The 18,769-nt window shown below is 73.0% G+C and carries 14 protein-coding genes; 6 read left to right on the forward strand and 8 right to left on the reverse strand.

The features are described from left to right. The gene (locus HNR40_RS19880; RefSeq protein ID WP_184963386.1) at positions 1-2,415 is read right to left on the reverse strand and encodes an NACHT domain-containing protein; all 2,415 of its coding nucleotides are present in this window, start codon (positions 2,413-2,415) and stop codon (positions 1-3) included. A gap of 171 nt (positions 2,416-2,586) precedes the next feature. On the opposite strand from HNR40_RS19880, the gene HNR40_RS19885 reads away from it, so the two are divergent. The 4 genes from HNR40_RS19885 (at position 2,587) to HNR40_RS19900 (ending at position 6,844) form a co-directional block, all read left to right on the forward strand. Then, positions 2,587-2,988, forward strand: coding sequence for a hypothetical protein (locus HNR40_RS19885; RefSeq protein ID WP_184963387.1), 402 nt, complete (start codon positions 2,587-2,589; stop codon positions 2,986-2,988). Between the two features lie 32 nt (positions 2,989-3,020). Next, positions 3,021-4,433, forward strand: coding sequence for a carboxylesterase/lipase family protein (locus HNR40_RS19890; RefSeq protein ID WP_184963389.1), 1,413 nt, complete (start codon positions 3,021-3,023; stop codon positions 4,431-4,433). A gap of 69 nt (positions 4,434-4,502) precedes the next feature. Next, positions 4,503-5,621 (forward strand): MBL fold metallo-hydrolase, encoded by a 1,119-nt coding sequence (locus HNR40_RS19895; protein ID WP_184963391.1) that lies wholly within the window; start codon positions 4,503-4,505, stop codon positions 5,619-5,621. A gap of 74 nt (positions 5,622-5,695) precedes the next feature. After that, positions 5,696-6,844 (forward strand): MFS transporter, encoded by a 1,149-nt coding sequence (locus tag HNR40_RS19900; protein ID WP_184963393.1) that lies wholly within the window; start codon positions 5,696-5,698, stop codon positions 6,842-6,844. Here HNR40_RS19900 and HNR40_RS19905 read toward each other — a convergent pair. Next, complete coding sequence (locus HNR40_RS19905; protein ID WP_312896433.1) at positions 6,834-7,703, reverse strand: exodeoxyribonuclease III; 870 nt, start codon at positions 7,701-7,703, stop codon at positions 6,834-6,836. The genes HNR40_RS19900 and HNR40_RS19905 overlap by 11 nt on opposite strands. An 88-nt stretch (positions 7,704-7,791) precedes the next feature. On the opposite strand from HNR40_RS19905, the gene HNR40_RS19910 reads away from it, so the two are divergent. Together HNR40_RS19910 and HNR40_RS19915 are read left to right on the forward strand one after the other, a co-directional pair. Continuing rightward, a complete protein-coding gene (locus tag HNR40_RS19910) occupies positions 7,792-11,457 on the forward strand; it encodes a hypothetical protein (RefSeq protein WP_184963396.1) in 3,666 nt (1,221 codons plus the stop codon). 103 nt (positions 11,458-11,560) lie between these two features. After that, complete coding sequence (locus HNR40_RS19915; RefSeq protein ID WP_184963397.1) at positions 11,561-12,457, forward strand: CHRD domain-containing protein; 897 nt, start codon at positions 11,561-11,563, stop codon at positions 12,455-12,457. Positions 12,458-12,463: 6 nt separating this feature from the next. Here the strand turns inward: HNR40_RS19915 and HNR40_RS19920 are convergent, their stop codons facing one another. The 6 genes from HNR40_RS19920 to HNR40_RS19945 all read right to left on the reverse strand — a co-directional run bounded on the left by HNR40_RS19920 (position 12,464) and on the right by HNR40_RS19945 (position 18,752). Beyond that, entirely contained in the window at positions 12,464-13,369 is a 906-nt protein-coding gene (locus HNR40_RS19920; protein WP_184963399.1) for a pirin family protein, read from the reverse strand. A gap of 31 nt (positions 13,370-13,400) precedes the next feature. Further along, entirely contained in the window at positions 13,401-14,399 is a 999-nt protein-coding gene (locus HNR40_RS19925) for a coiled-coil domain-containing protein (protein WP_184963400.1), read from the reverse strand. A gap of 109 nt (positions 14,400-14,508) precedes the next feature. Next, the gene (locus tag HNR40_RS19930; protein WP_184963402.1) at positions 14,509-16,128 is read right to left on the reverse strand and encodes a serine/threonine-protein kinase; all 1,620 of its coding nucleotides are present in this window, start codon (positions 16,126-16,128) and stop codon (positions 14,509-14,511) included. 39 nt (positions 16,129-16,167) lie between these two features. After that, on the reverse strand, positions 16,168-17,349 hold the full coding sequence (locus HNR40_RS19935) for an MFS transporter (RefSeq protein WP_184963404.1): 1,182 nt from the start codon (positions 17,347-17,349) through the stop codon (positions 16,168-16,170). Further along, complete coding sequence (locus tag HNR40_RS19940; RefSeq protein WP_312896434.1) at positions 17,349-18,401, reverse strand: PLP-dependent cysteine synthase family protein; 1,053 nt, start codon at positions 18,399-18,401, stop codon at positions 17,349-17,351. Before HNR40_RS19940 ends, HNR40_RS19935 begins: the two co-directional genes overlap by 1 nt. A 45-nt stretch (positions 18,402-18,446) precedes the next feature. Beyond that, positions 18,447-18,752, reverse strand: coding sequence for a hypothetical protein (locus tag HNR40_RS19945; protein WP_184963405.1), 306 nt, complete (start codon positions 18,750-18,752; stop codon positions 18,447-18,449). Positions 18,753-18,769: the final 17 nt, after the last annotated feature.

Below are 18,769 nucleotides of genomic sequence, written 5' to 3' on the forward strand. Positions count from 1 at the left end.
CTACCGGGGATCGGCCAGGTGGTCCTGAAGTTCGGCGTGGCGGAACTGGTAGATCGGCCCCACCGCGCGCAGCAGACCCAGGCGGTGGGCGTCGTCCAGGAAGGACATCAGCCCGCGCGGGATCCGGCCCGTCCCGGTGGCGATCACGAAGGCCATCCAGGCGTGGTGACGTCCTGCCACCAGTCCCGCCGTCAAGCCGAACGTGAGGGCGTAGCTCAGCCCCACCGCCAGGCCGAACCCCGGAGTGTCCGTGTAGGCGGCGGCAAGGCCCGCCGTCAGCCCGCCGGTCAGCGCCGCGGTGCCGCCGATCGTGGCGGCGCGCACCAGGTTGAGCGTACGGTCGGCCCGCCAGCTGGACAGCGGGGAGCCCGCCCGGCCGTCCCTGGTCGGCGCCTCGGCCCAGGCGGCCAGGCCGGAGGCGAAGCCGTACGCGAGACCGACCGTCAGGGCCGAGACGCCTCCGGCGAGGTAGGCGGCGGCCCCGAAGCCGACGGTGAAGCCCATCATCAGCACCATCGCCACCCCGGCGACCAGGCCGAGCGCCAGCCCGCGCACCGGCAGGAACGCGGGTCTCGAACGGCGGCCGCGGCCGCGCAGGTCGGCGTAGCCGGGCTGCTGGGCGGGCCAGGAGCGGGCGGCCAGCGCCACCGCCCCGCCCGCGGCCACGCCGAACAACAGGCCGTACGTCACCCCGCCGCCAACGGCGTCGTTCAGGATCCACAGCGAGATGGTGGAGCACGCGGTGATCGCCAGGGCCACGGCGAAGCCCAGGGCGAGCCTGATCGCGGGAGTGACGCCGCGGGTGTCATGGGCCAGCCGCCACCAGGCCAGGTCGCGGGTGCGGGGACTGCCGTCCGGGCCACGGGGGTGGGTGAGGTGGCGGGCCAGGAGGGTGAGCGTGCGGCGTACCTCCTGCGGGTCGCGGCGCCGGCGCGGCCGGAACAGCTCGCCGGAGTGCGCGCCGGGCGGGCGGGCGTCGATGAGCGCGGGCACGAGCCGGTCGAACAGGTGGGCACGCAGCGCGCCCGCGTCCGGAAAGCGGTCGAGGAGCACGGCGGGCTCGGCGTTCGGGGCGATGAAGACGGCGCGCAGCAGCCACAGCCCCAGCGGCGTCGCGGTCACCTCGGCCAGCGGCCCCGGCGGCCCGGCCGCCAGCCCGGCCAGGACCCGTTCCCACAGCGGCCCCGCCTGCGCGGGCAGACAACGCCGCAGGTAACCGGCGGCGACGGACGGTTCCAGCGGGTCGGGTTCGATGACGGTCGCGGAGGTGATCACGTCGGCGGCGCCGTCCACCGCCTCGCGGTAGGCGGCGGTGCGGGCCGTGACGACGAGCTGGTCGCCGTCGCCGAGTGAGCGGTTGAGCGCGGCGATGACGGCGGTACGCGCGGCCTCGGGCAGTTCGTCCAGGCCGTCCAGGATCGGCAAGATGTGGCCGCGCGCGGCCAGCGCGGCGGCTGCCCGCGCGCCCTGTTCGGTGGCGCGCAACGCCGGATAGTCCCTGGCCAGCCGGGCCGTCAGCCAGTCCTGCAGCAGCGGGAACGTTCCCGTGTCCCAGTCGGCCGCCGGAAGCAGCACCGGCACGGGCTCGTCGCCGTGCTCGTGCCTGGTCGCCAGCAGTTCGCGCAGCAGTTGTACGGCCAGCGTCGTCTTGCCCGAGCCGGGACCACCGAGGATCACCAGGCGGCGGCGTCGCATGCCGCGCAGCCGCCGGGCCAGGGCCGGAACGTCGTCGCTCGACACGGTCAGCGGCGCGGCCAGCGGGGTGAGGTTGTCGGGGTGGTCGAGCAGGCGCCCGTCACCGGTCAGCCGCCAGCGCACCGGCATGGGGCCGGGGTCGTCGAGCGACCGCAGCCGCGCCTCGATACGCCACTGCTGTTCGACCAGATCGGCCAGCACCTCCTTGGCACCGGCAAGCGCCTCGGGAACGCGGCGGGCGCGGGTCCCCGGAAGAGCGGAGGTCTCCGGAAGGGCGGGGGTCTTCTCCGGAGAAGCAGGGGTCGCCGGAGGGGCTTGGGTCGCCGGAGGGGCCGGGGCAGTGGGAGGCGCGGGGGTCTCCGGAGAGGCCGGGGGCGCCACAGGGCTGCTGCTCCGCCCTATGAGCAGGTCGTCGTAGGCGCGGTCCCAGGCGGCGGGCTCGCCCAGTTCGGCGGGCAGCGACCGGCGGGACTCGGCGGCCTTGCGCAGGCAGGTGTCGACGAAGACCTCGACGTGCTCGCGTTCCGGGCAGACCGGGCGGGTCGTGCTGAGCATGCCGGCGATGGTGCCGCGCTTCAGCCGGAGCGGCGGCTGCCCGGCGCGGCGGCGCGGTGTGCGCACACTGGCCGCCTCCAGGTCGCGCACCGAGATCCCGGTGGCGTCCTTCAGCGCCCGCAGCCGTTCGGCGAACCGCAGCCGGAGATCACCGTCCTCGCGCATGCCGAGCTCCTCGCCCGCCGTCCGGCGCCGCCGGACACCTCCTCGCGTCCGAAGCCTATGCCAGGACCTGCGGCCGGACCGGCCTGCCGGGAAAAGCGTCCTGGCCGTTGCCGGACACCGCCCCGGACACCGAGCGTCAGGCCGTCAACCGATCAGAAAGGGGCACCTGTCGTGAGCCACCTCCTCTCCGCCCGCGTCGCCGTGGTCATCGTCCTGGCCTCGGCCCTCCTGTCCGTCCCCGCCCAGGCGGCGGCGCCGCCGTCCGGGCTGCGGTGCGGCGGCCTGTCGTGCCAGTACACGTTCACGCGGGCGCGTACCGCCTCGATCCACGCCAGGCTGAAGGCCACCGACCGGAGCACCCAGGCGGTGACCCAGCTGATCTGCGTCCGCATCCCGCACAAGCTCTTCGCGGGCCTGTGCGCCTGGAGTGCCGCCTACCTCTACGACAAGGCGCACATCCACCTGGAGGAGGCCGTCGCGCGGGACGGCTGCCTGGTCGTGCGGGCCAAGCTGAGCCTCAGGAAGGCGATCACGTTCGGCAGCCTCCCGCCGCAGGACCCGAAATGCGGATGAGGACGGCTGCCTGCCAAGCGTAAGTTTGGTACATGACGACGATCTCCACGGGAAAGCTCACCGGTCGGACCACCGACGACGTCACCTCCTACCTCGGCATCCCCTACGCCGAAGCCCCCTTCGGACCGAACCGGTTCGCCGCGCCCGTCCCGGCCGGTCCGTGGGAGGGCACGTTCGAGGCCGTGCGGTTCGGCCCGGTGCCGCCGCAGCCGTCGATGGTGCCGGGGATGGCGCCGTGGAGCTCCGCCGACGGCCTGGACTGCCTGTCGGTCAACGTCTGGACGCCCGATCCCGGCGGCTCCGGCCTGCCGGTGATGGTGTGGATCTACGGCGGCGCCTACATCATCGGCGCCGCCGCCCTGCCCGAGTACGACGGGACCCGGCTGGCCCGAGAGGGCGTCGTGGTGGTGACGTTCAACCACCGGATCGGCATGGAAGGGTACGGCCACGTCGCGGGGGCGCCGGCCAACCGGGCGCTGCTGGACCAGGTGCAGGCGTTGCGCTGGGTGCGGGAGAACATCGCGGCGTTCGGCGGCGATCCGGGCAACGTGACCGTGTTCGGGGAGTCGGCCGGGGCCGGGGCGGCGGCCTGCCTCATGGCGATGCCGTCGGCGGCGGGGCTGTTCCGGCGGGTGATCGCGCAGAGCGTGCCGGCGACGTTCTACACCCCGGAGCTGGCGGCCCGCATGACGGCGGGGATCATGGCCAGGGCGGGCGGCTCGCCGTACGAGCGGAGCCCGGAGGAACTGCTCGCGGCCGTGCAGGCCTTCTCCAGCCTTGACCTGCGCGGGAACACCGCCGAGTGGGGTGCGTGCGGCATCGCCGAGATGCCGTTCGCGCCCGTCGTGGACGGCGAGGTGCTGCCGGAGACGCCGTGGGAGGCGCTGGCCGACGGCGCGGCCAGTGACGTGGACCTGCTGGTGGGCTTCACCCGCGACGAGTATTCGCTGTTCCTGGCGATGGGCGAGGGCGGGGACACCGCGCTGGCGCTGAAGACGCTCGCGCCGCCGCAGGCCGGCGTCGTCTACCGGACCTCCTACCCGGAGGCGGAGCTGCAGCTGCGGCTCATGTCCGACTGGCTGTTCAGGATGCCGAGCACGCTGCTGGCCGACGCGCACACCGGCCCGACCTACGCCTACGAGCTGACCTGGGCGCCCACCGCCCTCGGCGCCTGTCACGGGCTGGACGTGCCGCTCACGTTCGGCACGCTCGACTCGGAGCTGGCCCGGCTGATGACCGACGGCTCACCCGAGGCGGAGGGGCTGTCGGCGCAGTTCCGCTCGGCCTGGACGCGGTTCGCCGCCACGGGCAGCCCGGGCTGGCCGGAGTACGAGCCGGTCAACGCCATGACCCATCTCTTCGACGTCACCCCGTCGGACGTCGGCGACCCGGGGTCCGCGACCCGGGCCCTGTGGTCGGAGGCCGGCTTCCACGCCATGACCTGACCCTCACGCTCGCCACAACCTATCGCGATATATCTTCGAGAAGAGAGTTGACTATGCAAGGAGTGTGACATGGCGGGATTGCGGACGGCACGGCGTCTGCTCGTGGGCGGGGCCGCCCTGGCCGCGGCCGGATGGGCGCTGCGGGACGTGCCGGCCGAGCTCGGGGTACGGCCACTGGTGTCGGGGCCCGAGCGGGCGGCCAGGATGCGGCGCTCGCCGCAGTTCAAGGACGGGACGTTCTTCAACCCGATGCCCGAGCCGACCCAGACGGGCCGGCCCGACCCCAGCATGCTGGCGGAGCTGACGCGCGACAGGACCCAGCGCAGGCCGGCCGGGCTGATCCCGGTGCTGACGCCGCCGTCGGGCGAGCCGGCCGCCGAGGGTCTTCGGGCCATCTGGTACGGCCACGCCTCCACGCTGATCGAGATCGAGGGCAAGCGGGTCCTGTTCGACCCGATCTGGAGCAACCGCCCGTCGCCCTCACAGCTCGTGGGCCCGAGGCGCCACCACCCGGTGCCGGTCGAGCTGGGCCAGCTGCCCCAGGTGGACGCGATCGTGATCTCGCACGACCACTACGACCACCTGGACATGGCGACGGTGCGCCGGCTGACCAGCTCGCAGAAGGCGCCGTTCCTGGTGCCGCTGGGCATCGGGGCGCACCTGGAGCGCTGGGGCGTGCCGCTGTTCCGGATCATCGAGCTGGACTGGGACGAGGAGGCGGTGGTCGCCGGGCTGCGTTTCGTCTCCACGGCCGCCCGGCACTTCTCCGGCCGCTCGCTGACCCGCAACGACACGCTGTGGGGCTCGTGGGTGGTGGCCGGCCGGGACAAGCGCGTCTTCTACGCCGGCGACTCCGGCTACTTCGAGGGCTACAAGGGCATCGGCGCCGCGCACGGCCCGTTCGACCTGGCCCTGATGCCCATCGGCGCCTACAGCCCGGCCTGGCCGGACATCCACATGAACCCGGAGGAGGCGGTCAACGCCACCATCGACCTCGGCGCGACGCTGATGCTGCCGGTGCACTGGGCGACGTTCACGCTGGCGCTGCACCCGTGGGGCGAGCCGGTCGACCGGTTGTGGCGCGAGGCCAAGGCGCGCGAGGTCAAGATCGTGGTGCCGCGTCCGGGCGAGCTCGTCGACACCGCCGACGCGCCGGCCCTGGACACCTGGTGGGAGATGCTCGCCTAGACCGCTGAGGGCGGCGGCGGCCTGGTCCGAATCCTGCCAGTGCCGCGGGGCGGGCGCTGCTTGGCTGGACTCCCATGTCCACCACACCACTCGTTCGATGGCTCGCCGTCGCCGCCCTCACGCTGGGCATCTTCAGCATCGTCACCAGCGAGATCCTGCCCATCGGCCTGCTGACCGCCATCGGCGCCGACTTCGGTCTCACCGACGGCGTCACCGGGCTGACGATGACGCTGCCCGGCATCGTGGCCGCGCTCGCCGCCCCGGCGCTCACGCTGGCCACGGCCCGCCTGGACCGCCGGGTGATGCTGGTCGCGATGATGGCGCTGCTGGCCGCCGCCGACGTGCTGGCCGCGGCCGCGTGGTCCTACGAGGCGATGCTGGTCTCCCGGGTTCTCGTCGGGCTCACGATCGGCGGGTTCTGGTCCGTGGGCGCGGGCCTGGCCGGGCGACTCGTGCCGCCCGCCGCCGTGGGCACCGCGACGGCGCTGATCTTCTCCGCGGTGCCGCTGGGCTCGGTGCTGGGCGTGCCCGCCGGGACGCTCATCGGCCACGCCGCGGGCTGGCGGGCGGCCTTCGCCGTACTGGCGGGGCTGGCCCTGCTCGTCCTGGTGGCGCTGCTGGTCCTGCTCCCGCCGCTGCCCGCCGACCGGATCACCGCCGCCGGGACGCTGGCGGCCCTGCTGCGCCGCCGAGGCACCGCGATCGCCCTGCTGGCCACGTTCCTGGTCGTCCTGGCCCACTTCGGCTCCTACACCTACGTGACGCCGTTCCTGGAGCAGGTCACGGGGCTGCACCCGGCCGCCGTCAGCTCCGTCCTCCTCCTGTACGGCGCCGCGGGCGTGGCCGGGAACTTCGTCGCGGGCAGGACGGTCACCGCCCACCCCCGCGCCACTTTCACCGCGGCCGGCGCCCTCATCGCGGCGGCCACCCTGCTGCTTCCCGTCGTCGGCGGCACGACCGGCGGCGCGGTCGCCCTGCTGGCCCTGTGGGGCCTGGCCTACGGCGCCGTCCCGGTCTGCTCGCAGGCCTGGTTCGCCCGCGCCGCCCCCGACGCGCCGGAGGCGGCCACGGTCGTGTTCACCAGCTCGTTCCAGGCCACGTTCGCGCTCGGCGCGCTGGCCGGCGGCATGGTCGTGGACACGCTGGGCGTCAACGCCGTGATGCTCTGCGCCGGTGTGGCCGCGCTCGCGATGGCCGCGTCCCTGTGGGCGCTCACCCGCTAGGCGCCTGCGGCAGCTTCACCGATCCGCGTTTGGGGGCGGGCGCCGAGGGCGGCGGCACGACCGGCCCGATGTCGCCGTCGGGCGCCTCGTCCAGGTCCACGATCACCGGCGCGTGGTCGCTCGGCCCGGTGCCCTTGCGCGCGTGCCGGTCGACCCAGGCCGCCCGCACCCGCCCGGCGACCGGATCGGAGGCCAGCACCAGGTCGATGCGCATGCCGAGGTCCTTGTGGAACATGCCCGCCCGGTAGTCCCAGTAGGTGAACACCCGTTCCTCCGGCCACCGCTCGCGCACCACGTCGTGCAGCCCCAGCTCGCGCAATTCGGCCAGCGCGGCCCGTTCCGGCGCGGTCACGTGGGTCTGCCCCTCGTAGGCGGCCGGGTCGAAGACGTCGGCGTCGGCGGGCGCGATGTTCACGTCGCCGCACACCATCGCCTCCTCCGGCCCGAGCCGCACCACCTCGCGCAGCGCGGCCAGCCATTCGAGCTTGTACCGGTAGTGGTCGGAGTCCGGTGTGCGCCCGTTCGGCACGTACACCGAGTGCACCCGCACTCCCCCGCAGGTCGCCGCCACCGCCCGCGCCTCCTGGTGCGGGAAGCCGGGCGCGCCGGCCACGCCGGTGACCACGTCGTCGAGGCCCGCTCTGGACAGGATCGCCACGCCGTTCCAGCGGGGCTCGCCGTGCGCGGCCACCTCGTAGCCGCGGCGGGCCAGCTCCTCGCCGAGCAGGTCGGCGAAGGCCTGGTCGGCCAGCTTGGTCTCCTGAAGGCAGACGACGTCGGGGCGGCGCTGATCCAGCCAGGGAAGGAGGCGGGGCAGCCGCTGTTTGACCGAGTTCACGTTCCAGGTCGCTACTCGCACCCGATCCACGATATCCGGGATTCACGATCAGCTCTCCCCGGGCAAACCCCGGCTCATAGGCTGGTCTCCTTCACACTGCGGGAGAGCGATGACCTTCGGATGTGCGGGAAAACTGCCTGATGAGGACGCCGGCTTCATCGGCCGGCTCGGCGTGCTCGCCACCCTCAGACGGCACGTGGCGGAGGCGCGCCTGGTCACGGTGACGGGCATCGGCGGCGTCGGCAAGACCCGCACGGCGCTGCGCCTGGCCCACGAGAGGCGCGACCGTCACCAGGGCGGCGTCTGGTTCGCCGACGTGTCGGCGGTGACGGACCCGTGCCTGGTCAGGCCCATGATCGAGGCGGCGCTGGGCACCGGTTCGCTGTCCGGATGGGCCGGTGGGCGGCGCGGGCTGCTGGTGCTCGACGGCTGCGAGCGGGTGGCGCCGGTCTGCGCCCAGGTCGCCGGGGAACTGCTGCGGGCGGCTCCCGGGCTGCACGTGCTGGTCACCAGCCGGGTGCCGCTGGGCGTACCGGATGAGCGGGTGGTCGCGCTGGCGCCGATGGAGACGGCGGGCGCCGACAACGAGGCCGTGCGGTTGTTCGCGGCCAGGGCCCGCGAGGTGCAGCCCGGCTTCGAGCTGGACGAGCTCACCGTCACCTCGGTCGCCGAGCTGTGCGCCCGCCTGGACGGCATCCCGCTGGCGATCGAGCTCGCCGCGCTGCGGCTGACGAGCATGACGGTGAACGGCGTCGCCGCCGGGCTGAAGGACCGCTTCGCCCTGCTCACCGGACCGGCCGATGGCCGGAGCCTGCATGACTCCCTGACCCGCAGCTACGACCTGTGCGAGCCGGCCGAGCGCCTGCTCTGGGCCCAGCTGTCGGTCTTCGCCGGCGACTTCGACCTCGAGGCCGCCCGCTTCGTGTGCGGGGAGGAGATCGACGGCCTGGTCGAGGCCCTGGTCGACAAGTCAGTCCTGCTCATCAGGACCGACTACCCGGGCACCCGCTACAAGCTGCTCGGCACGCTCGCGGAGTACGGCGCGACGCGGCTGGACGACAGCCGCCAGATCCGCCACCGCCACCTGCTCTACTACCTCGGCCTCGCCACCCGCAGCGATCAGGACTGGTCAGGCCCGCGCCAGATGTACTGGTTCGAGCGCATGCGCCAGGAACACGACAACGTCCGGGTGGCGCTGGAGCACGCCCTGCACACCCCCGACGAGGCCGGGCTGGCGCTGAGACTGCTGTCGTCGCTCTGGTTCATGTGGGTGTGCTGTGGCTTCGCCGGTGAAGGCCGGAAATATCTGGAACGCGCGCTGGACGCCAACCCCGAGCCGAGCCGGGAGCGCTGCAAGGCCATGTGGGTGCTGTCGTACGTGCGCAGCGCCCAGGGCGACAGCATGGGCGCGATGTCGATGGCCGAGCTGTGCGGTGAGGAAGCGCGGCAGATCAACGACACGAAGGCGATGATCCTGTCGTCCAAGATGCGGGGCACCGCCGCCCTGCTCCAGGGGGACCTGGAGCAGGCCAGCGAGCTGCTGGGGGTGGCGATCGAGTTCATCGCCGAGAGCGGGGAGCTCAACCCGGGCCTGCTGCCCGCCGTCGTCGAGCAGTCGATCGTGCTGACCAAACAGGGAGGGCTCGAAGAAGCGGAGTCGCTGCTGCTGGAGTGCCTGCTCACGTGCGAGGAACGGGGAGAGCTGTTCGTCGGGTCCTACGCGTACTGGGCCCTGGCGGACGCGCGGCTGGCCATGGGCCGGTGCCAGGCGGCACTGGACGACGTCCGGAAGGCACTGCGGCTCAAACGCCAGTTCCACGACATCCTGGGCATGCTGATCGCGCTGGAGACGGCCGCCGGAATCTACGCCGCGCTGGGGCAGCCCACGGTCTCGGTGCGCCTGCTCGGCGCGCTCGAGGAGAACTGGAAGGCCGCCGGCCTGCCGATGCTGGGCGCGCCGTGGCTCACCGACGACCACGAGGCGCTCACCCGGAAGTGCCGCGAGGCGCTGGGCGAGGACGCCTACCAGGAGGCGTTCGACTCCGGCATGCTGCTGGATCTGGCATGGGCGACCGCCTTGGCGCTGGGGACGCGTACCGCGGGCGAGCTGACGGAGCTGAAGATCAGGGTCGCCGACCCGGCGGGCGCCGCGCTCACCGAGGCCGCCGTCGAGCGGGTGGCGCGCGCCTTCGGCTTCACCATGCTGGTCGAGGAGGGCGACGGCGGAACCGCCTACGGCCTGAGGCCCCGCGACGACGGCGAGGACGTCCCGGCCGAGCAGCGCCTGGAGGAGATGGACAGCCGCCTGCGCGAGGATCCGCCCCGGGAGCCCTCGGTCGCCAGGCTGTTCACCGTGCTGCGGACCGCCGGTCCCGCCGTGGTGCTGATCGAGCGGACCCTCATCGTGCACGCCCAGGGAAAGATCACCACCCGCCGCCTGTCATCGGCCGAGCAGGCGTTCCTGCACAGCCGCCCTCGGCTGTTCGACGATCCGGACGGGCTGGTGGCCGAGTTCCGGCAGCTCGCGGCGGAATCGGCGGTGGACGCCTCCCCGCAGCCCGGACGCGACTACGACCAGGGGATCGCCGCGGAACTCGGCGTCCCCGTCGCGGTCGCCATCAAGGGGTGGGGCGACCCGGAAGGCCTGGAGATCACGCTGAACACCCCGGTCTGGACCAAACGGGGCTACACCGACTGCAGCCTCGCGGCGCTCCTGATCAAACCGCTCCCGGGCACCAGCACGCCGCCGCGCAAGGTGATCGCGAAGGTGTGCCCGCCGGGCCCGCTCTCTCGTGAATACTCCCGTCACCGGCTCGCCCTGGAGGTGAGCGTGCCGGGTTTCCGCGACAAGCACCTTGTCGGCCTGCTGCCTCATCCGCCGTACATCGCCCGACACCGGCGGGTATGTCTACTTCCAGGAGCCCGCCGGCGGAAGCCTCACCGACATGGTGCAGATGGCCGAGCTGAGCGCGCCTCACGAGCTCGTCCCGGTGTTCCAGCGCGTCATCAGAGGCGTCATGTCCGAGTGGAACCCGTACCCGCCCGAGGTGCACGCGGACCTGGATTCGGAGGGATACCTGCGCGCCGAACTGGGCGCCCGGTTCGGCGACGGCGCGAAGCTGCACACCTGGGCACGCGAGTGCGGGCTGCTGGAGCCGGAGCGGAGCTGGATCTGGTTCTCCGGCGACCGGTCCGCGAAAGTGCTGCCCAACCCCCTGGCCATGGTCGCCGGGACCGTCGTCGGCCGCCACCATGTCCAGCACCTGCGGGGCTTCTCCCATGGCGACCTCCACCAAGGAAACGTCCTGGTCCCCCGCGCGCACACGGGCGAGCTCAAACCCGATCTGTTCCGGCTCATCGACCTGACCACGTTCGAGAAGGCCGCTTCGCTGTCCCGGGACCCGGCGGAGCTGGTTCTGTCGCTCATCGCCAAGCAGATCCCGCAGCCCCGGGAGTCCCTGCTCGACCTGATCGCGCGGGGCAAGGGGAAAGACAACCTGGTGGCGCCCCTGGTCCGCGTCCTGTACGACGACAAGCTCGTGCCCCAGGGCTTCCGCGACGACTGGCGCCACCAGCTCCTGCTCTCCCTGCTGGCCGCCGCGCTGACCCACTGCACCTTCGCCGACGTGGACGAGCACCTCAAGTGGTGGTTCTTCCGGCTGGCCGCCCGGTGTGGCGCCGCGTATCTGCGGAGCACCTCGTCGTGGGAACCGTCCGAGACGGCGGTGCCCCAGCAGCTTCGGCTGGAGCACATGCGGGGCTTCGAGATGCGTAAACGCTGAACGCGTCTTTTTGCACACTCTTCGGCTGAACCCGGGCGGTGCCCGCCCCGTACAACCGGGCGCTACCACCCAGCACCCTCAGCCAAAGGATCGATCATGAAGAAGCTCGTCGTCTCCGGCCTGGCCGTGGCCGCCGCCCTGACCGCCTCCTCCCTGGTCACCGCCCCCGCGCAGGCCACCACCACCCCGGTCTACTTCGCCGCCACGCTCACCGGCGCCAACGAGGTTCCCACGCCGGGCCAGAAGGTCGGCGACCGCGACGGCCGGGCCGTCGCCGTCTTCCGCATCCACGGCAGCCGGGTCGACTACGCCATCCGCTGGAACCGGGTGGCCGCGCCGACCGCGTTCCACATCCACCAGGGCAGGGCCGGCAGGAACGGCGAGGTGAAGATCCCGTTCTTCGGCGCCGCGCTGCCCGGCAACCTCACCGCCGTCAAGGGCACGGTGACCGTCAACGACAGCGCCCTGCTGCGCCGCATCATCGGAACGCCCAGGAACTGGTACGCCAACCTGCACACCGCCGAGTTCGGCGGCGGCGCCGTGCGCGCCCAGCTTCAGCGCATCCGCCCGGTCGCCCTGGACTCCGTGCTCGCCTACGGCTCCGGCCGTACGCTGACGTCGGTGGCGACCGGCGCGCAGGAAGTGCCCGCCCCCGGCACGAAGGTCGGCGACCGGGACGGCCGCGCCGCGTGGCTGGTGTGGGCCCGGGGCACCCGGGTGGCGTTCGCCACCGCCTGGTCCAGGATCGGCGCGCCCACCAACGGCCACATCCACCGCGGCGCCAGGGGCAAGAACGGCCCGGTCGTGGCCGACTTCTTCGGCGATCCGAAGGGCCTGCCCGCCTCGATCAACGGTGTGGCCGGCGCGACGACCGCCAAGGCCGCCGTGGTGCGGGGCATCAACAGGAACCCGAAGAACTGGTACACGAACCTGCACACGCAGGAGTTCCCCGGCGGCGCGGTGCGCGGCCAGCTCCACCGCGGTGGCTGGTAGCCCCCGTCAGCGCACCCGCCCTCGCGGCTTCAGCCGGATGCCCGGCAGCTCGGGGGCGGGCAGCGGCGCGCCGTCGAACCCGCGCACCTCGCCGAAGCCACTGCCTTCCATCCATTCCTTGCGATAGGCGGCGATGTCGTCATGGGATCGTCCGACGAAGTTCCACCACATGACGATCTCCTCCGCGAACGGCTCGCCGCCGATCAGCAGCACCCGTCCGCGTCCCTCCAGCACGATCCGCTCCCGGCCGGGCGGCAGGTAGAGCAGCGGGCCGTCCGGCACCTGCGTGACCGCGCCGTCGAGCAGCAGCAGCCCGTGCTCGAACCCCGGCTCGACCGGCAGCTCGGCCCGGCCGTCCACCGCGACCTCCGCGCCGGTCAGCGGCGAGTAGGCGGTGGCGGGGGACGGTCCGCCCATCAGCACGCGGGAGCGGTATTCCGGCCCTTCCAGCACCGGCAGGTCCGCGTGGTGCTCGAACGCCGGTTGCACGCCCCGATGTTGCTCGGGCAGCGCCACCCACAGCTGCACCCCGTGCAGCGTGCCGCCCTCGGCGGACTCCTCGGAATGCGAGATGCCGCGTCCGGCGGTCATCAGGTTGAGCTGACCCGGCTGGACCGCCCGCAGGCTGCCGAGGCTGTCGCGGTGCAGCACCTCGCCCTCGACCAGCCAGCTCACGGTCTGCAGCCCGGTGTGCGGGTGGGGCGGCACCCGCATCGCCGCCGTCTCGGGGCCGTAGGCGTCGACGAAGCACCAGGCGCCGATCATGCGCCGCCGTACGTGGGGAAGGGTGCGGGTCACGGTCATCGCGCGCGGCCCGCCCAGCGGGACCGCGCGGCCGGTCAGCAGCTCCGTCTGACCCGCGTCGTCCGCCGCGCAGACGACCTCCTGCGGGTCGCGCTCCAGGTTGCTCACATGTTGACGGTACACGCGCCGGTGGGTGTTCTCAGTAGACCGAGATGTGGGGGTGGTCGTAGTGGTTGGCGGTGGTGCCGCCCCGGTCGGTCATGGTGCGCCACTGGCCGTTGCGCACGTGCCAGATGCGCTGGCGGTAGATCACGTACATGATGCCGAGGCGCTTGGCGTTCTTGACGACCCACGCGCAGATCTCGTTGCCGCGGGCGATCTCGGCGGCTGAGGGCATGGCGCCGCCCCGGCTGAGCATGAAGTCGCAGGCCCGGCCGAGCGGGTGCTCGCCGCCGTCGCGGATCGAGCGGTAGCAGCCGATGCCGAACGGCACCTCGAAGCGCTCCTGGACGAGCTGCTTGACCAGGCGCATGCGCGGGGTGATGTTGTCCTCGCCGGCGGGCAGCTGCGGGACGAAGGTGCCGTCGCGGCGGGCGCCGGGCACGTCGTGAAGCTGCTCGATCTTGTCGCGCATCTTCGCGATCAGCTTCTCGGCCTTCTTCTTGCGGTCCTCCAGGTCCTCGACGGTCGCGCGCAGCTCCTCCTCCTGGGCCGCCGACTCCTCCTGGGCGCGCTGGAGCTCATCGCGTACCTGGGCGAACCCCCGCAGTCGGGCGTTCTGGACGTCGACCATGTGGCGGTTGAGCGCGAGCCTGTTGAGCAGGGACTCCGGGTCGCCGCCGCCGCTGAACATGTTGGCCAGGTTGGGCTCGCCGCTGATGTACTGGGTGGTGCCCATGAGGCGGAGGTTGGTGGCCTCGCGGTCGTAGACGGCCTGGGCGCCCTTGAAGCGTTCGCGGGCGGCCTTCTCGGTCTTGTCGACCTTCTGCAGCTCGACGCGGGTGCTGTAGTAGTCGGTGATGAGCTTGTCCGACTCCTTCTGGAGGGCGGCCAGCTCTCTCTTCAGCTGCTTCACCGTCGGCTTGGGCTTGGCCGAGGCCGGTATCGGGGCCACGGCGAGCGCCAGCGCCGCCGCCAGCGCGGCGAGTTTTCTCCACAGCGGCCCGCGCCGCACGCCAGCGGGTGACGCAACCGCCACGCTTCTCCTTCGACCGAGCCCACGGGCGGTCGCCGTTCCTTAACCGCAGGCCGGGGGGCGCCCTCTGTCCGATCGAAGATAGTAGGGGATAGCGGCCGTTGAGGTGCAATCAGGTCATCTCGGTATCGCGCGGGGAGCGGCTCCTCCGGGCCTGGCGCGCGGCGAGGTGGCGGCCCAGCAGCACCGAACCGGGCAGTACGGCCATGCCCAGCAGGCTGCTGCCCAGGCCGAGGCCGAGATCGGCGTCGAGCAGCTGGTCGCCGCCCTTGAGCACGGGCAGGTCCAGGGAGACCTTCAGCGACACCGACAGCAGCGGCTCGGGCTTCTTCTCCGGCGGCTTGTCGCCCGAGGACGGGGGCTGCGTCGCGGGCGGCGGGGTGGGCTTGGTGGGCTCGCCCTTCGTGGGCGCGTCCTTGGTGGGCTCGGGGCCGCGGGTCGGGTCGGTGTCGCGGGCCGGGCTGCGGGTGGGCTCGGCGGTCTTGCCGGGGGTGCGGCTCGGCGCGGCCGTACGGCTGGGCTGGGCCGTCGGCTGGAGCGTCCGCGTCGGCTCCCCGGCCGCGGTGACCTCGTCCGGCGGTAAGCCGGTGCCCGCACGGTCGCCCGCGTCGGTGATCGGCGGCGAGGCGGGTAAGCCGGTGGAGGGACCGGGCGTGCGCTCTGGAGTGGTGGCCGGCGGCGACAGCAGCGGCGCCGAGCTCACCGGGGGTAACGCGCGTGCGGACTGGATCGGCGGGGCCTCGGTCCACATGACGAAGACCGAGACCACCGCGGCGGCCGTGGCCGCGATCAGCCCGCCGGCGATGGCGAACTTGGCCACCGGTGTCAGCGCGGTGCGCGCGAACCCTGTCGCCACCTCGGCCCCGGCGGAGGGCACCAACGGCAGCAACGCGATGTGCGGGACGGTCAGCAGTCCGAGCCCGGCGCGGCCACGCCGTTCCCACCCGCTCCCGTACGCGCGGCCCGCCACCTCCTCCAGCTCGGCCAGGAAGGCCTGCGCCGACGAAGGCCGCTCGGCCGGGTCCTTGGCCATGCCGAGCTCGACCAGCCCTCTGACCCGCTCTTCCACGTTGGCCAGCGGCGGCGGCACGTTCTGGTGCTGGTAGGCGAGGACGGCGGCGTCCTCGCCGGGGAACGGACGGTGCCCGGTGAGGCACTCGAAGAAGACGACGGTGGCGGCGTAGACGTCGGTGGCGGGCCCCGCGGGGGCGTCCTCCCACTGCTCGGGCGCCATGTACGACGGGGTGCCCACGTAGGCGCCGGCCTCGCCGAAGGGGGTGGCGAGGCCGAAGTCGACGAGCTTGCTGCCGCCGTCGGCGGCGACGATGACGTTCTCCGGCTTGAAGTCGCGGTGGGCGACGCCGAGTCCGTGGGCCGCGGCCAGGCCGGTGAGGGCGCCCTTGAGCACGGCCAGCGCCGCCTCGGCGCCGGTGGCGCCCTCGTGGGTGAGCAGGCGGCGCAGGGTGATGCCGTCCACCAGCTCCATGACGATCGCGGCGTCGTCCTCGGCCTCGACGTATTCGTAGAGCCGGGCGGTGTGCGGGCTGTCCAGCGCGCCGATCACCCTGGCCTCGTCGCGGAACCTGGCGACGAACTCCTTGTCCTCACGGAGCCCCGGCGACAGGTGCTTGATCGCCACGGGTAAGCCGTCCGACGTCCGCACCGCCAGCATGACCTGGCCGGTGCCGCCGTGTCCGAGCTCGCGAATCTCCGTGTAGCCCGGAACCTGCATCGCGGAACCCCCTGGGCAAAAGATCCAGTATCCCGGACACTAGCCCGTATTGGCGGGCGGTACAACACGCTCCGTCGAGAACCCGTGACGGGATCGGCAGAGCAGGTGCACGCCCGCCGCGCACCCCAGCCCCACCGCCACCAGCCCCCACCAGGCCAGACCCGCCTCCAGCGCGACACCGGACAGCACGTTGCCGGCCGCCACGCCGATGCCGGAGGCCGTGCTGTAGAGGCCGTAGTAGGTGCCGATCCGCTCGCCGCCGAAGCGGGCGACGGTGGCCATCTCGAAGGGGTAGACGATCATGCTGCCGAGCGTGAGCAAGACGGTGGCGGCGAGCACCGCCACGCCGCCAGGGAGCCCGGCCGCGATGAGCCCGGGCGGGACGAAGGCCAGCCCCATCAGCGTCAGCCCGCGGGTGATCGCCTGTCCTGGCGTCCAGCGCGCCGCCGCCCACGCGGTCACCTTCACCTGGCCGAGCATGGCCATCGCGCCGGACACCACGAAGATCCACACCGCCTGCTCCGGTACGGCCAGCGGCAAGCTCAGGTAGACCTGGAAGCCGAGCACGTACGAGCCGGTCATGGCCAGCGCGAACAGGCAGAACGCCCGGTCGCCGAGCGCGCTGCGCCAGTCGGCCAGGATCGAGACGTCCGCGTCGGCCCGGCTGCCCCGCCGCGCCGGCAGCGCCCTGGCCTGGGCGAGGGCGAGCACCGCGAACAGCGCCGCCGCGGTCAGGCAGGTGAGGCGGAAGGCGACGGCGTTGAGCAGCAGCCCGACGAGCGGCCCGGCCAGGATGCCGGTCTGGTAGAAGACGTTGAACAGCGCGAACGCCTCCACCTTCCGCTCCCCCGCCTCCTGGGCCAGGTAGGCGCGGGCGGCGGGGTTGAAGAACGCCCCGGCCAGCCCCGTCAGCGCGGAGGCGGCGAGCAGCGCGGGCACCGCATCGACCAGGCCGAGCATCGCGAAGCCCACCGTGCGCAGGAGCAGGCCGGTGAGGATCATCGGCTTGTAGCCGAGCCGGTCGGCCAGGCTGCCGCCGAGCAGGAACAGGCCCTGCTGGCACAGGTTCCGCACGCCGAGCACCAGCGCCGCCGCCCACACGGCCAGGCCGAGGTCGCCGGTGAGGTGGGCGGCCAGGTACGGCATGAGCATGTAGAAGCCGATGTTGATGGTCAGCTGGTTGACCATGAGCAGCCGGATCGGCGTGCTGTATCCGGACATCACGAGGCGGCTCCGGCCGGGCGGGTGACGGCGGCGCAGCGGGTCCAGCGCTCGGCCTCGGCGGCGGCCGGGTGCGGCAGCTCCTCGGGTTCGGGCTCGGGTTTGCCGTCGAGCAGGCCGTGTTCGGCGCAGTAGGCGTCGCCGTACACGGTGTCGAAGTAGCGCTCGGGTCCGTCGGGGAAGACGGCGGCGATGCGGGTGCCCGGCGGCTCGCGCCGGGCCAGCCACGAGGCGACCAGCGCGACCGCGCCGACGCTCCACCCGCCGGTGGCGTAGCGGGCGGCGGCCAGGCGGCGGCAGGCCCAGACGGCTTCGGCGGGCGCCACCCAGTGCACCTCGTGGAAGGCGTCGTAGGCGACGTTGGCGGGGTGGATGCTGCTGCCGAGTCCGCGCATCAGGCGTGGCCTGGCGGGCTGGCCGAAGATGGTCGAGCCGACGGTGTCCACGCCGACCAGTCGCACGTCCGGGCTGTGCTCGCGCAGCACGCGGTGGATCCCGGCGCTGTGCCCGCCGGTGCCGACGCTGCAGACGAGCACGTCGACGCGGCCGAGCTGGGCGGTCAGTTCGGCGGCGAGCCCGGCGTAGGCGGCCGCGTTGTCGGGGTTGGCGTACTGGTCGGGGCAGTAGGCGCCGGGCGCGCCGGCCATGAGCTCACGGACGCGGGCGCGCCGGGCGGCCTGCCAGCCGCCTTCCCGGTACGGCTCGGCCACGATCTCCAGCCGCGTCCCGTAGGCGAGCAGCAGGCGGCGCATGAGCGGCTCCATGCCCGGGTCGGCCACGAGTGTGACGGGATGGCCGTGCACCACTCCGGCCAGCGCCAGTCCGAGGCCGAGTGTGCCGCTGGTCGACTCGATGATCGGGGCGCCGGGCCGCAGGGCGCCGCGCCTGCGGGCCTCGGCCACCATGTGCAGGGCGGGGCGGTCCTTGATGCCGCCGGGGTTGTAGCCCTCGAGCTTGGCCCAGAAGCCGCGCTCGCCGCCTGACCAGAGCTCGGGCACCCACAACACCGGGGTATTGCCCACGAGATCTGCGAGGAGTCCTGAAATATCCACTTGTTTCTCCTGTGCTGAGGTACGGATAGATGCGCCGGGGCGCTTCTAGATCCGGCTCACGCACAGGAGGGCGAGCAGGGCGGCGGGCCGTACGGGCGGCTGGGCCTGGGACGGCGGGGCAGCCGGGACCGGCGCGGCGGCACAGCGGCCCTGCTGACCTGGCGCGGGCGCGTCGACGGCCGGTTGCTGCGCGGCGGGGGCGTCGCAGGAGGCCTCGTGCTCGTGCGGATGCGTGCCGGTGTCGCAGCCGGACACCCCGGCGGGTTGCGGGGTGTCGGCGTGCGCGTGCGGTCCGGCCATGCACAGAAGGGTGAGCACGACCATGAGCGCCACGAACGGCCTCCAGGTCATGGCGTGCACGCTACATC

This window comes from Nonomuraea endophytica, assembly GCF_014203235.1.
Taxonomy (GTDB): domain Bacteria; phylum Actinomycetota; class Actinomycetes; order Streptosporangiales; family Streptosporangiaceae; genus Nonomuraea; species Nonomuraea endophytica.

Excerpts from the sequence above, each read along its gene's own strand:
- HNR40_RS19880 (WP_184963386.1), bottom strand. The coding sequence starts at position 2,415 with ATGCGCGAGGACGGTGATCTCCGGCTGCGGTTCGCCGAACGGCTGCGG.
- HNR40_RS19890 (WP_184963389.1), top strand. The coding sequence starts at position 3,021 with ATGACGACGATCTCCACGGGAAAGCTCACCGGTCGGACCACCGACGAC.
- HNR40_RS19895 (WP_184963391.1), top strand. The coding sequence starts at position 4,503 with ATGGCGGGATTGCGGACGGCACGGCGTCTGCTCGTGGGCGGGGCCGCC.
- HNR40_RS19900 (WP_184963393.1), top strand. The coding sequence starts at position 5,696 with ATGTCCACCACACCACTCGTTCGATGGCTCGCCGTCGCCGCCCTCACG.
- HNR40_RS19910 (WP_184963396.1), top strand. The coding sequence starts at position 7,792 with ATGACCTTCGGATGTGCGGGAAAACTGCCTGATGAGGACGCCGGCTTC.
- HNR40_RS19915 (WP_184963397.1), top strand. The coding sequence starts at position 11,561 with ATGAAGAAGCTCGTCGTCTCCGGCCTGGCCGTGGCCGCCGCCCTGACC.
- HNR40_RS19930 (WP_184963402.1), bottom strand. The coding sequence starts at position 16,128 with ATGCAGGTTCCGGGCTACACGGAGATTCGCGAGCTCGGACACGGCGGC.
- HNR40_RS19935 (WP_184963404.1), bottom strand. The coding sequence starts at position 17,349 with ATGTCCGGATACAGCACGCCGATCCGGCTGCTCATGGTCAACCAGCTG.
- HNR40_RS19945 (WP_184963405.1), bottom strand. The coding sequence starts at position 18,752 with ATGACCTGGAGGCCGTTCGTGGCGCTCATGGTCGTGCTCACCCTTCTG.